Origin of the sequence: Pseudomonas sp. FDAARGOS_380 (assembly GCF_002591235.1) — a bacterium.
GTDB lineage: Bacteria > Pseudomonadota > Gammaproteobacteria > Pseudomonadales > Pseudomonadaceae > Aquipseudomonas > Aquipseudomonas salmasensis.
The window spans coordinates 4,748,820-4,762,192 of record NZ_CP023969.1; the positions used below are offsets into that span (position 1 = coordinate 4,748,820).

At 59.8% G+C, this 13,373-nt stretch carries 11 protein-coding genes; 2 read left to right on the forward strand and 9 right to left on the reverse strand.

What is annotated here, in order from left to right; all coding sequences use genetic code 11:
• Positions 1 to 174: 174 nt before the first annotated feature.
• The 9 genes from CRN80_RS22325 to CRN80_RS22375 all read right to left on the reverse strand — a co-directional run bounded on the left by CRN80_RS22325 (position 175) and on the right by CRN80_RS22375 (position 10,834).
• The gene (locus CRN80_RS22325; RefSeq protein WP_098952670.1) at positions 175 to 1,476 is read right to left on the reverse strand and encodes an IS4 family transposase; all 1,302 of its coding nucleotides are present in this window, start codon (positions 1,474 to 1,476) and stop codon (positions 175 to 177) included.
• Between the two features lie 189 nt (positions 1,477 to 1,665).
• Positions 1,666 to 3,057, reverse strand: a complete 1,392-nt coding sequence (locus CRN80_RS22330; protein WP_098951187.1) for a sigma-54-dependent Fis family transcriptional regulator — start codon at positions 3,055 to 3,057, stop codon at positions 1,666 to 1,668.
• A 22-nt stretch (positions 3,058 to 3,079) separates the two neighbouring features.
• Positions 3,080 to 4,651: an ABC transporter ATP-binding protein gene (locus CRN80_RS22335; RefSeq protein ID WP_098951189.1), complete on the reverse strand. Its 1,572-nt coding sequence runs from the start codon at positions 4,649 to 4,651 to the stop codon at positions 3,080 to 3,082.
• A 10-nt stretch (positions 4,652 to 4,661) separates the two neighbouring features.
• A complete protein-coding gene (locus tag CRN80_RS22340) occupies positions 4,662 to 5,684 on the reverse strand; it encodes an ABC transporter permease (protein WP_032896898.1) in 1,023 nt (340 codons plus the stop codon).
• Positions 5,684 to 6,742 carry a microcin C ABC transporter permease YejB gene (locus tag CRN80_RS22345; protein WP_005788805.1) on the reverse strand — a complete coding sequence of 353 codons (1,059 nt, stop codon included), beginning with the start codon at positions 6,740 to 6,742 and terminating at the stop codon, positions 5,684 to 5,686. Before CRN80_RS22345 ends, CRN80_RS22340 begins: the two co-directional genes overlap by 1 nt.
• Complete coding sequence (locus CRN80_RS22350) at positions 6,742 to 8,601, reverse strand: extracellular solute-binding protein (RefSeq protein ID WP_098951193.1); 1,860 nt, start codon at positions 8,599 to 8,601, stop codon at positions 6,742 to 6,744. The genes CRN80_RS22345 and CRN80_RS22350 overlap by 1 nt, the downstream gene beginning before the upstream one ends.
• A gap of 130 nt (positions 8,602 to 8,731) precedes the next feature.
• Positions 8,732 to 9,013: a peptidylprolyl isomerase gene (locus CRN80_RS22355; protein ID WP_003208024.1), complete on the reverse strand. Its 282-nt coding sequence runs from the start codon at positions 9,011 to 9,013 to the stop codon at positions 8,732 to 8,734.
• Positions 9,014 to 9,121: 108 nt separating this feature from the next.
• Entirely contained in the window at positions 9,122 to 9,616 is a 495-nt protein-coding gene (locus CRN80_RS22360) for a DUF1543 domain-containing protein (protein WP_098951194.1), read from the reverse strand.
• A 702-nt stretch (positions 9,617 to 10,318) separates the two neighbouring features.
• Positions 10,319 to 10,834: an Hcp family type VI secretion system effector gene (locus CRN80_RS22375; protein ID WP_014718214.1), complete on the reverse strand. Its 516-nt coding sequence runs from the start codon at positions 10,832 to 10,834 to the stop codon at positions 10,319 to 10,321.
• A gap of 468 nt (positions 10,835 to 11,302) precedes the next feature.
• Between CRN80_RS22375 and tssA the strand changes: the two genes are divergently transcribed.
• Together tssA and tssB are read left to right on the forward strand one after the other, a co-directional pair.
• Entirely contained in the window at positions 11,303 to 12,847 is a 1,545-nt protein-coding gene (gene tssA / locus CRN80_RS22380; RefSeq protein WP_169918279.1) for a type VI secretion system protein TssA, read from the forward strand.
• Positions 12,848 to 12,872: 25 nt separating this feature from the next.
• Positions 12,873 to 13,370 carry a type VI secretion system contractile sheath small subunit gene (gene tssB, locus CRN80_RS22385; RefSeq protein ID WP_098951200.1) on the forward strand — a complete coding sequence of 166 codons (498 nt, stop codon included), beginning with the start codon at positions 12,873 to 12,875 and terminating at the stop codon, positions 13,368 to 13,370.
• Positions 13,371 to 13,373: the final 3 nt, after the last annotated feature.

The following is a 13,373-nucleotide window of genomic DNA, read 5'->3' on the forward strand; positions in this document are numbered from 1 at the left end:
GAGATGTGTGCCATATTTATAACTTGTTGATATATAAAGATTTATTGGCTGTTGACGACGGTTTTTCAGAAGACAGTCTCAATCGAGAGACGAGTGGAGATCCTTGTGGGAGCTGGCTTGCCTGCGATAGCGGTGGTTCAGCTGGCTTGTAGGGCACTGTTAGAGCCAGCCCTTTCAAGGTCTTTTCGTTTTGGCAGCCTTGATTACCCTGTCCGTTGAAACATGCGCATTCACCGCCGTGCCTTGCACCCATGTCTTGGGTTTAGGCACCTTGAGGCCGCGGGGACTTTTCGCAACTTGTTTGGGTTGGATGTTTCTGGCCAGCTCCAACAAACGCTGGGCCAACTTTTCCACAGGGATGGCGGGAAGATATTCCGAGGGCAGTGCAATCTGCATTCCCTCATAACCACTCCTGACCTGGACCGCCAAGTGATAGATCGAGGCTTCCCAGCCATCAGGCTGGGTCTCCCGATGGGCTTGCTCCACGCTTCGCTTGAGTACAGCCAGGACGTTGTAGGCCAACACTGCCGTAGTGAACCCGAGCAAGGCGGCCTTTGGGCTGCCGAGAGTTTCGATTTCACTTTCCAGGATCGCTTCCAGTCGCTGGAACATACCTTCAATGCTCCAGCGGCGGCGATAGAGTTGCGCGATCTGCTCAGCGCTGACGCTTTCAGGCAGGTTGCTCCAGAACATCAAGCTGCTGTCACCCGAGTCTGTTGGCGAATGAAGCGTCAGTTCGACACGCCGACATTGGTAACCGCCTCTGACCTGGATGATCTGCTCACGCACAGTGCCTGTTTCCACGGGCACGGGTTCTTGCCACTCACCCTCTTGAATCAGGCGTGGATGTTTGGCTTGCTGGCGAATGACAAAGGACGTCTGGACCTGCTCACAAGCTTCCATTACCGGGAGCGTGCAGTAGAGTCGGTCAGCCAGCCACACCTGGCCCGGTTCAGCATTAGCCAACAGAGGCAACACGCAAACACGCTCGCTGGCGTAGGCATCCTCACATGCCTGAAGGTCGATGACCTGATCGAGATCAGGATCGTAGACCACTACCGAAAAACCGGGACGAGCCGCACCTCGCTCCTGGCGTAAAGCCCCCAGACGCTTCTCAGTGGATGCCAGGTGATTGCCGTCTACCACGCGAACCTGCCAGTCCGGCAGCATCGTCGTGCAGCCCAGTTCTTTGATGGTTGGAGTCAGTCGTTGCGCACTACCGGTGACCAGAGCGCGCAATAGCTCGGGTTCTGTACGACTGATTTTGTCGTAAAGCGCCGCCAAGCTGACAGGGAGATCTTCCAGTTGCCGCGCAGCGGCGTGCAGGGATGGCTTCAAGCCCAATGAAACAAGGGACATCAGCTTGATTATGGTCGAGAACAGTAGTTCACGAGAATACTGCCGTTGCCGATGTTCTTCGAAGACCTGATCGACCCACTCAGGTGCAATAGCTTGTTCCAGCGCCAATTTGGCCATGACGCTGGCGGGTGCTTTTTTCTCGAAACGCGCTAGAACATCGGCCCACATCGTTTGGGATCCCTGAATGAAATTTCAGGGGATTTTACCGAAGACCTTGAAAGGGATGACTGTTAGAGCGCTATCGCAGGCAAGCCAGCTCCCACATAAGATTGTCTTGATGTTGGGAATGATGTCTCTAATTTGAGACTAAGTTAGTCCAAGCACCAGCATTTTTTTATACAACGTCGACCGCCCAAGCCCCAACCGCTTGGCCGCCTCTACCACATTGCCGTCACAGGCCTTGAGCGCCCCCGCAATCACTTCCCGATCAAAGCGCTCCCGCGCCGCCGCAAAGGTTTCACCCTCGACCGCCGCCACCGCGCCCCGTTGTACCGGGCTGAACGTGCCAATCGCTGCGCGAAGGTCGCTGGCATTGAGCATCAGGTCATCACTCAACAGCGCCGCCCGCTCCAGCACATTGCGCAACTCGCGGATATTCCCCGGCCAGGCGTGCTGGGCCAACAGCGCCAAAGCATCGCGGTCGAGCTCGTGCTGGCTGCGCAACTCCTCAAGGATCGCCTCGCTCAATGCCGGAATATCCTCCAGGCGTTCACGCAACGGCGGTACCTGGATCGGCAATACGTTGAGGCGGTAATACAAATCCGCACGAAACTCGCCACGCTTGATCGCCGCTTCCAGGTCCATGGACGTCGCGGCAATCACCCGCACATCGCTGTGCAGCATCTCGTTGGAGCCTACCGGTTCGAATTCCTTTTCCTGCAACACCCGTAGCAATTTGCTTTGCAGGGGCAGCGGCATATCGCCGATTTCATCGAGAAACAGCGTGCCGCCCTGGGCTATCTGGAACTTGCCGGGGCGACCCTTGCGGTCGGCACCCGTAAACGCACCGGGTGCAGTGCCGAAAAACTCGGCTTCAAGCAGGTCATGGGGAATCGCCGCGCTGTTGATGCTCACAAAGGCTTTGTGCGCCCGAGGCGATGCGCCGTGGATGGCCTGGGCGAGCAGCTCCTTGCCGGTGCCGGTTTCCCCGAGCAGCAACACCGGCGACTCGGCACTCGCACTGCGCCGCGCCCGGCGCTTGACCTCAAGGCTCGCCGCGCTGGTGCCGATAAAGTGCGCGAAGTTGTATTTGCTCTGCCGCGAGCGCAGCAGTGAGCGCGTGGAGGCCAGCTCCTGTTGCATGCTCAGGTAGCGCTCGATCAGCGGCGACAGGTTGCGCAGTTCATCGAACAGCGCAAAGCCAATTGCGCCGATCACCGCCCCGGCCTCGTCGTGGATCGGCAGGCGCATCACCACCAGCGGGCCTTTGGGGGTGTCCTGGATGTCCAGCAGGATCGGCCGGTCATTGCGCACCACCTGGCGCAGCAGGCTGTTGGAAATCACCTGCTCGCACGGCTGGCCGATGGCTTGGTCGGCGCTCTTGAGGCCAAAACGCTTGGCGTAACGCTCGTTCATCCACACGATATTCGCATCGCGGTCGACGATGACCGTGCCTTCGCTGGACTGCTCGATGATCTCGAACAGTGACTGGATGGCCAGGCCGCGAACCTGTTGGTAGTCCTTGAGGCTAGTGCTCATGGAGGCAGAATCCTGTTAATCATCACAAGGGGATGTGCGCTGCAGCCAGCAATTCTTTGGTGTACGGGTGCTGGGGCGATTCGAACACATCATGGCTGGCGCCACGCTCCACCACCTTGCCATCCTTGACCACGATCATGTCATGGGCCATGGCGCGCACCACCGCCAAATCATGGCTGATAAACAGGTAGGTCAGGCCGTATTTGTCCTGCAGCTCGCGCAGCAGCGCCACAACTTGTTTCTGCACCGTACGGTCCAGCGCCGAGGTGGGTTCGTCGAGCAGCATCAGCGCGGGCTTGAGCATCAGGGCGCGGGCAATGGCGATGCGTTGGCGCTGGCCACCGGAAAACTCATGGGGGTAACGATGCCGGCTGGCAGGGTCCAGCCCCACGTCCTTGAGCACCTGGATCACTTGCGCTTCGCGGTCGGCCAGGCTGCACGGTGCGTGCACTTCCAGGCCCTCGCTGATGATCTGCTGCACCGACATGCGCGGGCTGAGGCTGCCATAGGGGTCCTGGAACACCACCTGCATCTGCTTGCGCCATGGGCGCATCTGCTGATGGTTGAGCGGGTCCAGGGCCTCACCCTGAAAGCGGATGCTGCCGCTGGAGTCGAGCAAGCGCAGGATCGCCTGGCCCAGGGTCGACTTGCCGGAACCGGACTCACCGACAATCCCCAGGGTCTTGCCGCGCTGCACGCTGAGGCTGATGCCGTCCACCGCGCGCAGGTAGGTCTTGGCGCGGAACAGCCCGCCGCCGAGGGGGAATTGCACGCTCAGGTCATCCACTTCCAGTACCGTCTCACGCGGCTCGCTGCACAGCACATCGCCCGAGGGCTCGGCGTCCAGCAGCAGGCGGCTGTAGGGGTGCTGCGGTGCGGTGAACAAGGCCTGGCAGTCGGCCTGCTCGACGATTTCCCCGGCCCGCATCACGCAGACCCGCTGGGCGATACTGCCCACCAGGTTCAGATCGTGGCTGATCAGCAGCAGCGACATGCCCAACCGCTGTTGCAAAGACTTGAGCAGCAACAGGATCTTGCGCTGCACCGTCACGTCCAGCGCCGTGGTGGGCTCGTCGGCAATCAACAGTTCGGGCTCGCAGGCCAGGGCCATGGCGATCATCACCCGCTGACGCTGGCCGCCGGACAATTGATGGGGGTAGGCCTTGAGCCGTTCCTGGGGTTTCTGGATGCCCACCAGTTCCAGCAGTTCGAGGATGCGCGCCTGCGCCGCCTTGCCGCCCAGGCCCTTGTGCAGCAGCAGGGTTTCGCCGATCTGCTTTTCGATGCTGTGCAGCGGGTTCAGCGAGGTCATCGGCTCCTGGAAAATCATGGCAATGCGGTTGCCGCGCAATTTTTGCAGGGTGCTTGGTGAGGCGCCGATCAGTTCCTGGCCGCGATACTTGATAGACCCCAGGGTTTCGGTGCCGGCTTGCGGCAGCAGTTGCAGGATCGAATGGGCCGTCACCGACTTGCCCGAGCCCGACTCGCCCACCAGCGCCAGGCACTCGCCGGGGCGCACGTCCAGGCTCAGGTTACGCACGACGGTCTGGCCGTTGAAGGCGACGCACAGGTCGCGGATTTCGATCAGGTTCATACGCAGTCACTCATGAGCGGGGGTCGAAGGCATCACGCAGTGCCTCGCCGATAAACACCAGCAACGACAGAATCAGCGCCAAGGTGAAAAACGCCGTCAAGCCCAGCCACGGCGCTTGCAGATTCTGCTTGCCCTGGCCGATCAGCTCACCCAGGGACGCGCTGCCGGCGGGCATGCCGAAGCCAAGGAAATCCAGGGCGCTCAAGGTGGAAATCGCCCCGGTCAAAATGAACGGCAAATAGCTGAGGGTCGCGGTCATGGCGTTGGGCAGGATGTGCCGACGAATGATCTTGCCGTCGCCCAGGCCCAGGGCGCGTGCGGCCTTGACGTACTCCAGGTTGCGCCCGCGCAGGAACTCGGCGCGCACCACGTCCACTAGGGCCAGCCAGGAAAACAGCGCCATGATCCCCAGCAACCACCAGAAATTCGGCTCGACAAACCCCGACAGGATAATCAGCAGGTACAGCACCGGCAGGCCAGACCACACCTCCAGGATGCGTTGCCCGAGCAAGTCCACCCAGCCGCCGTAGTACCCCTGCAGCGCGCCGGCGGCAATCCCGATGACGGCGCTGATGGCAGTCAGGGCCAGGGCAAACAGGATTGACACCCGTGCGCCAAAGATCACCCGCGCCAACACATCGCGGGACTGGTCATCGGTGCCCAGCCAGTTCACCGCCGACGGCGGGCTCGGGGCAGGGCGGGTGAGTTCGTAGTTGGGGGTGTCATCGCTGAACGGAATCGGTGGGAACAGCATCCAACCGCCATCCTGCTTGATCAGCTTTTGCACATAGTCACTGCGGTAATCCGCCTGGAACGGCAATTGCCCGCCGAACTGCTGCTCGGTGTAGCGCTTGAACACCGGGAAATACAGCTCGTTCTTGAAACTGAGCACCAGCGGTTTGTCATTGGCGATCAACTCGCCGCCCAGGGTCAGTATGAACAGGCCGATAAACAGCCACAGCGACCACCAGCCACGCCTGTTTTTCTTGAAACGCTCGAAACGCCGACGGGCCACGGGAGACAGGTTGAGCATCAGGCGTTCCTCGCGGCGAAGTCGATACGCGGGTCCACCAGGGTGTAGCAGAGGTCACCGATGAGTTTTATCAAGAGGCCGAACAGGGTGAAGATAAACAGCGAACCGAACACCACCGGGTAGTCCCGGGACACCGCCGCCTCGTAGCTCATGCGGCCCAGGCCATCGAGGGAGAAGATCACCTCGATCAGCAGCGAGCCGGCAAAGAACACACTGATAAACGCCTGGGGAATCCCCGAGATCACCAGCAGCATGGCATTGCGGAACACGTGACCGTATAGCACCCGGCGTTCGCTCAAGCCCTTGGCGCGGGCGGTGACCACGTACTGGCGGGTGATTTCATTGAGGAACGAGTTCTTGGTGAGGATGGTCAAGGTGGCGAAGCCGCCGATCACCAATGCCGTGACCGGTAGTACCAAGTGCCAGAAGTAGTCGGCGATCTTGCCCACGGTGCTCAGTTCGGCAAAGTTTTCCGAGACCAGCCCGCGTACCGGGAACCAGTTCAGCGAGGTGCCGCCAGCGAACACCACGATCAGGAACATCGCAAACAGGAACGCCGGCATCGCATAACCGATGACGATGGCCGTGCTGCTCCACATATCAAAGCTGCTGCCATGGCGCACGGCCTTGCGTATGCCCAGCGGGATCGACACCAGGTAGGTGATCAGCGTGGCCCACAGGCCGAGGGAAATGGTGACGGGCATCTTTTCCAAAATCAGGTCGGTCACCGTCGCGCCGCGAAAGAAGCTGTTGCCGAAGTCCAGTTGGGCGTAGTTCTTGAGCATCAACCACAGGCGTTCCGGCGCGGATTTGTCGAAGCCGTATTGTTTCTCGATGTCCTTGATCAGCTTCGGGTCCAGGCCGCGGCTGGCCCGCGAGCCGCTGATGCCTTCGCCGGATGCGCCCGCCACACCACCGCCGCCAATGCCTTGCAAGTGCGCGATGGCTTGCTCCACCGGCCCGCCGGGCGCGGCCTGCACGATTACGAAGTTCACCAACAGGATGATCACCAGCGTCGGGATGATCAGCAGCAGGCGCCGTACGATATAGGCAAACATCAGTGGGCCTCTCCGCGTTTTTTCAACTCAGCCTGCATTTGTTCGTTCGTCAGCGGGGTGGGGCTGACTTCCCACCAGCTTTCCAGGGCTTCGTCGTTTTTTGCCTCGATGGCCGGGCGCCCGAAACGGTTCCACCACGCGGCCGAGGTGCCCGGTGGGTAATAGTTGGGGATCCACAGGTAGTTCCATTGCAGTACGCGGTCCAGGGCGTGGGCATAGGTGAGCATCTTCGCCTGGGTGTCGGCCTTGACCAGGCCATGGATCAGCGTATCGACGGCCGGGTCCTTGAGCACGATGTAGTTGTTGGCGCCCGAATCGAACGCGGCGGCAGAACCGAAATAGTTATAGAGCTCCATGCCGGGCGAGGTGGTCACCGGGAAGCCCGTGACGATCATGTCGTAGTCGCGGGCCATCAGGCGGTTGACGTATTGCGAGGAGTCGATGCGGCGGATGTTCAGGGTGATGCCGATCTGCGCCAGGTTGCGCTTGTAGGGCAGCAACAGGCGCTCAAGGCCGTTCTGCACATTCAGAAAGGTGAATTCCAGCGGCTCGCCCTGGGCATTGACGAGTTTGTCGCCCACAGGTTTCCAGCCGGCGTCTTCCAGCAGGGCCAAGGCTTGCAGCTGTTTATCGCGGATCATGCCGCTGCCGTCGGTGACCGGGGCCTTGAACACCTGGGTAAACACCTCGTCGGGAACCTGCCCGCGCAGGGGTTCGAGGATCGCCAGTTCTTCCGGAGTGGGTAACTGGCTGGCGGCCAATGGGCTATTGGAGAAATAGCTCTGCTGTCGAATGTACAGGTTGCGCATCATCTGGCGGTTGGCCCATTCAAAATCCCACAGCATCGCCAGGGCCTGGCGCACGCGGCGATCCTTGAACATCGGTTTTTGCACATTGAACACATAACCCTGGGCCGGCTGCGGCATCTCCTTGGCCAGATGCGCGCGCTGCAAGCGGCCATCGTCCAGGGCCGGGCCGTTGTAGCCGATGGAGTAGCCAGTGGCAGAGAATTCACGGTTGAAGTCGTAGGCACCGCCGCGCAGCACCTGGCGTGCCACTTCGGTGTCGCCGAAGTATTCCAGGCTCAAGTGATCGAAATTGTACAGGCCACGGCTGACCGGCAAGTCCTTGCCCCACCAGTCGGGGTCGCGGGTGAAGGTGATGGTGCTGCCGGAGTCGATCTTGCTGACCTTGTAAGGGCCGCTACCCAGCGGGGCTTCGTAGCCGCCGCCGTTGGCAAAGTCGCGGGTCTTCCACCAGTGCTCGGGGAACACCGGCAAGGTGGCGATATCCAGGGGCAGGGTGCGGTTTTCGTTGCTGGAAAAGTCAAAGCGCACCTGGCGTTCGCCTTCGACTTCGACGTGTTTGACGTCGGCAAACAACGTGCGATAGCGCAGGCTACCTTGGGTCATCAGCACGTCAAAGCTGTAGCGCACGTCTTGCGCGGTAATGGGCGTGCCATCGGCAAAACGCGCCTTGGGGTTCAGGTAGAAGCGCAGCGACAGGCCGTCGCCTGCGCGTTCCATCTTTTGCGCCACCAGGCCATAGACAGTGTAAGGCTCATCCAGCGAGCGCAACGCCAAGGGCGCGTACACCCAGCCGTCGACCTGGGACACGCCGATGCCTTTGTCGATATAGGGCAGCACATGGTCAAAGCGCCCCACCTCCAGCGCCGAACGCCGCAGGCTGCCGCCCTTGGGGGCGTTGGGGTTGGCGTAGTCGAAATGGCTGAAACCTTCGGCGTACTTGGCCGGCTCGCCGTATACCGTCAAGTAGGTTTGCGGGGCCGCGATCACCGCAGTGCTGGCCATTAGCAATGCCAGGGTGGAACAGAGCAGAGATGAAAAAGCCAATCGCATTATCAGCCTTGAGCGCCGGGTAAAGAATAATAAGGATTTGTACGCTAACGGCCTGGGCATCGCCAGTCATCAGATGCACAACGGCCCACCAAAGGGCGGGCCGTTGTTTATAGCATCAGCGCAGATTGAATCAATCCTGGCGGCTGGTGACTTCCAGCAGGTGGTAGCCGAACTGAGTCTTCACCGGGCCTTGCACGGTGTTGACCGGGGCACTGAAGACCACGGTGTCGAATTCCTTGACCATCTGGCCTGGGCCGAACGAACCGAGATCACCGCCTTGGCGGCTGGATGGGCAGCTGGAGTTGGCTTTAGCGACTTCTGCGAAATCAGCGCCGCCTTCGATTTGGGCTTTGAGTTCGTTGCACTTGTCTTCAGTGGCAACGAGGATGTGACGGGCGGTGGCTTTGGCCATGGTGAGTAACTCCTAGAGTAAAAAACGGTGAGCGTACCGGATTCAGGCGGTTATTTCTCGGCAAAGTTCCACTGGGTTTTAAGTCGCCACTGTTTAGGCCATGCCGGTTCAAGGCAGCACGAGATAGTCGTTGCGCTGCACGATCGGTCGGTGCGCCGCTTGCACCAGGTGAATATAGCGGCCGTCCACCAGGTCGATGGGCAGGCAATCGTCGATATCCAGCACCGCGTCGGTGTGGGCCTGGGACCAGTGGCTCTGCATCTGTTGCTTGCCTTTGCGCATGGCCTCTTGTTTGTGATGGGCGACCACCAGCAGGTAGTGATGGGCTTCGCCGAAGCTATTAGCCTCGTAGCCACCGAGGTTGATGAAGTACAAGCGCGGCGCATCGCTGTGGGGCGCCAGGTGGCTCAGTTCAACCTTCCAGCCGTCGACGCCATCGACGGCCATCCATGAATCGATGTGTACGCCTTTGGGGCTGCCAAACCAGGCGTCGCGTAATTGCGGATAGGTGGCTTGCAGGGTGTCGGCCACTGCGAATACCACATCGTGTACTTCGATCCTGGCCTGCGGGTGCTTGCCCCCGAGCATGACGACAAACAGCATTACCGGTGTTTCCTGGGGAGTGGTGAGAGGGCAACCATACTGCGATTGAGCTGGTTTGTCCGGTTGGGATGGGGCCTGTGTGTCGCGACGCTGAACCTGTGGGAGCTGGCTTGCCTGCGATGCCGGCCTGCTAGCCGACGCCTATCCACCTGGTACCCCAGGATCCAAATGTGGGCGCTGGCTTGCCTGCGATGCCGGCCTCCCAGCCGACGCCTATCTACCTGACACCCCACAATCCAAATGTGGGAGCTGGCTTGCCTGCGATGACGGCCTCCCAGCCGACGCCTATCCACCTGGTACCCCAGGATCCAAATGTGGGAGCGGGCTTGCTCGCGAATGCGTTCTGACAGTCGACGCAGTTATACCGAGTACATATCCATTGCTGCGGTAACGGCCGCTTAGGGTTCCGCCCTGACGGCGGCTCACTTTGCAAAAGCGGCAAAGTAAGCAAAACGCTCTTGCCCCACCACTCGGCACCTCGCTTGGGCTCGGTGTGCCCGAACACAGGCTTGAATCCGTGGGCCGCCGCCACGCGCCATCCATGGCGCGGGGCGGCTAACCCGGCGTCCTGCCGGGTTACCCACGAATTCAAGCCTGCGTTCGGCCAGCGTGGTTTAACGGGGCGACTGAGATCAAGATCAAAAGCAGATCAAGATCAACAGCGGCTCGCTTCGCATCGTGGTTACCGTCGTTACTGCTCGTTTAACCCGTCACTGGGCTGCGCCAGTCGTCCGAGCCGGACGTTCCGGCGACTTCGTGAGTCCAGATGATTTTGCGATAGGTGAAGTGCACATCCTCCAGATGGGTGAAGTGGGCGTTGTCTGGGTCTTGGCAGTTGGGCATGCGCGATTGGATGTCGACGATGGTGGCGCCTTCCAGTTCAATCGTGAAGTAGTGCTCCTGGGTTCCGGCCGAGGAGGTGCGCAGCCACTCCAGGCGGCAGGACACTTCTTCGCCGGTGGTCAGGGCGCTGAACAGCAAGGGTGAGGATTTATCGAAAACCTTGCTGATCATCAGCGGTTTATGCACGCGCTGACCGGTCGGCTGGCCCGACTGCGGGTCGCGGGGAATGATTACCTGATGAGCAAACGCCTGCACCAGAATCTGGTCCTCATGGCCTTCCTGATAAATGTTGCCTACCGAGTCCTGGGTAAATGTGCCTGCCGTAATCAAACCTTGTTTGACACCGGTGATGGAGAGGTACGCGGGTGTGGGCATGACGGGTTTCCTTGCCTGATTGAGTAGGTATTGCCGGGCAGCGAGAGCGCTGACCGGGCAGGTTCCTATAACAAGAAGCGTGCCTGAAAGTGTGAGGCTCAATGAAATAAGGGCGAAAAAGACTCAGCATACTTTATTGAGCGTTTGCTGTAGTGCTGTGGGTGGTTTTTAGCGTAATTAGTTGCGCGCATATGCGCATTTAGTTGCTCACGTCATATGTTTTGTAAATGCATGGTTTTAGGCTGTGGATGATGGGTTTCGCTTGGGTGGGCTGCGCAAATAGCTGCGCAGGCCTTTATTTTCAGGCGGTGTAGGATGTTTCTTAAGTTCCGTTCTGTTACTTGCTGATTGTTTTTTTCGTGGCTAAGGTTCGCTCACTTCAATGTGTTTTGAGCGGAAGTTCAAGGGCGGTTTAACAATGATGTTAATTTTGCCTACTTTGCCTTGGATGGTTGTGTGCAGCCCAAAATGGTTTATTCAGAAAAGCAATATGCCTATTACTTAGAACTTGCACGGACAGCGTGCTCGCCAAGCAGTTTTGTTGGCAGTGATATGCGCTATTCAAGTGAGTTTGAAGTGCTGGAAGCCGAGCTGGGCAAGGCGCACTCCATTCATGGGGCGGGCCTGCCGGATTGGCAGAAGATCAGCGAAATCAGTGAGTGCATTCTGCGTGAGCATTCAAAGGATCTGCGCGTCGCCGCCTGGTTGGCCTGGGCCCTGTACCAGCGTGATTCATTTGCTGGGTTGCTGGCGGGACTCGGTGTGTTGCGTGAACTCTGCGAGCATCATTGGGCGCAGGTCTATCCCGTTAAGCTGCGTACCCGCATTGCGGCGTTTGGCTGGTTGGTGTCGCGCCTTGAACAAGCGTGTGCGCATAACGTCCCACTCGAGGATCAACGACCTTTATGCCAAGCGCTGCTGGAACACCTGGAATGTCTTGATCGGCTATGGGGCGAACAGCTTGGCAGCGAGGCGCCGTTGCTGTTGCCGGTTCGCCGGCAGCTGTCGGCGCGTTTGGCCCAGGCTACAGCCGAACCTGGCGGCGTCGCGGGCGTCATTGCCCAGGTCAAGCCAACGCGAACTGCGCTGCTAGAGCCCGAGCAACCGCTCAATAACGAAAAAGACGCGCACAAACGGCTGCGCGCATTGCAGGAGCAGGCTCGGCCTTTATGTGCCTGGTGGTTGCGTCAGGATGCCACCGACCCGCGTGCCTTGCGCCTGGGCCGAACCCTGGCGTGGTTGATGCTCGTCAATTATCCCGATGCCAATAGTGAGCGGGTCACGGCGCTGCGCCCATTGGCTGGCGACAAGCGCAAGCGCTATCAAGACCGCTTCAGCCAAGGCCATTACGCCGATCTGTTGCTTGAGCTTGAGGTCAGCCTGGCCGGTGCAATGTTCTGGTTCGATGGGTTGCGCATGGTCTGGGAGTGCCTGGAGGCCTTGCACGCAGAGCTGGCCATGACCGAACTGGAAATGCAATTCGCTCTGCTGCTGCATCGCCTGCCGAACCTGCCTGAGTATCGGTTCGAGGACGGCACGCCCTTTGCTGACCCCGCGACAGGTGAGTGGATCGCGCTTCACGTGATGCGTCACATACGCAAGCCTGAGCCCTCCAGTGTTGTCGTCGACAGCGTCGCCCAGCCTTGGGAAGCGGCGTTGCAAGCGGTGATGCCTTGCCTGCGCAAGGACGGCCTCAAGGTTGCAGTGGGTGTGCTCAAGCAAGGGCTGCTGGCGGCGTGCGGTGATCGAGCGCGCTTTCATTGGCACCTGGCGCTGGCCAGGTTGTGTGTGGCGGCCGGCAAGCATGACCTGGCCAGGATCCAGTTGGAACAACTCGACCTGCAGTTACAGCGCACGGGCCTGGAAAGTTGGGAGCCGGAGCTGGCCGTGCAAGTCGGCCAGCTGCTGTATCGCTGCTACGACCTGTTGCCACAAAACCAATCCGTACAAGACGCAAAAGACACCCTGCATCGCCGGTTGTGCCATTTCGACCTGGAAGCAGTACTTGAATAGTGCCTCATCAAAAAGGAAAAGCACCATGGCCAAAGACGGTTCGGTAGCCCCAAAGGAACGCATCAACATTACCTTCAAACCCGCCGTCGGTGGCGCTCAGGAAGACGTCGAACTGCCGTTGAAGCTGCTGGTGCTGGGGGATTTTTCCCTGCGCCCGGACCCGCGCAAACTTGAAGATCGCAAGCCCATCGGCATCGACAAGCACACCTTTGACGAGGTGTTGGCCAAGCAAGCATTGAGCCTGACGCTGAGCGTGCCCAACCGCCTCCAGGAGGCAACCGACGTGGAAGAGTTGCCGGTCCAGGTGCGGATCAGCGCGATGAAGGACTTCAACCCCGCGAACCTGGTGGAGCAGATCCCGCAATTGCAAAAATTGATGGCATTGCGTGAGGCATTGGTGGCGCTCAAGGGCCCGCTGGGTAATACGCCCAGCTTTCGCAACGCTATCGAGCGGACGCTGGCCAATGGCGACTCGCGCGCACGAGTGCTCGCCGAATTGGGGCTGGATAGGCCCCAAGCCTGACAT

Coding starts and splice junctions, on each gene's coding strand:
- CRN80_RS22325 (WP_098952670.1), bottom strand. CDS start 1,476: ATGGCCAAATTGGCGCTGGAACAAGCTATTGCACCTGAGTGGGTCGAT.
- CRN80_RS22330 (WP_098951187.1), bottom strand. CDS start 3,057: ATGAGCACTAGCCTCAAGGACTACCAACAGGTTCGCGGCCTGGCCATC.
- CRN80_RS22335 (WP_098951189.1), bottom strand. CDS start 4,651: ATGAACCTGATCGAAATCCGCGACCTGTGCGTCGCCTTCAACGGCCAG.
- CRN80_RS22340 (WP_032896898.1), bottom strand. CDS start 5,684: ATGCTCAACCTGTCTCCCGTGGCCCGTCGGCGTTTCGAGCGTTTCAAG.
- CRN80_RS22345 (WP_005788805.1), bottom strand. CDS start 6,742: ATGTTTGCCTATATCGTACGGCGCCTGCTGCTGATCATCCCGACGCTG.
- CRN80_RS22350 (WP_098951193.1), bottom strand. CDS start 8,601: ATGCGATTGGCTTTTTCATCTCTGCTCTGTTCCACCCTGGCATTGCTA.
- CRN80_RS22355 (WP_003208024.1), bottom strand. CDS start 9,013: ATGGCCAAAGCCACCGCCCGTCACATCCTCGTTGCCACTGAAGACAAG.
- CRN80_RS22360 (WP_098951194.1), bottom strand. CDS start 9,616: ATGCTGTTTGTCGTCATGCTCGGGGGCAAGCACCCGCAGGCCAGGATC.
- CRN80_RS22375 (WP_014718214.1), bottom strand. CDS start 10,834: ATGCCCACACCCGCGTACCTCTCCATCACCGGTGTCAAACAAGGTTTG.
- tssA (WP_169918279.1), top strand. CDS start 11,303: ATGGTTTATTCAGAAAAGCAATATGCCTATTACTTAGAACTTGCACGG.
- tssB (WP_098951200.1), top strand. CDS start 12,873: ATGGCCAAAGACGGTTCGGTAGCCCCAAAGGAACGCATCAACATTACC.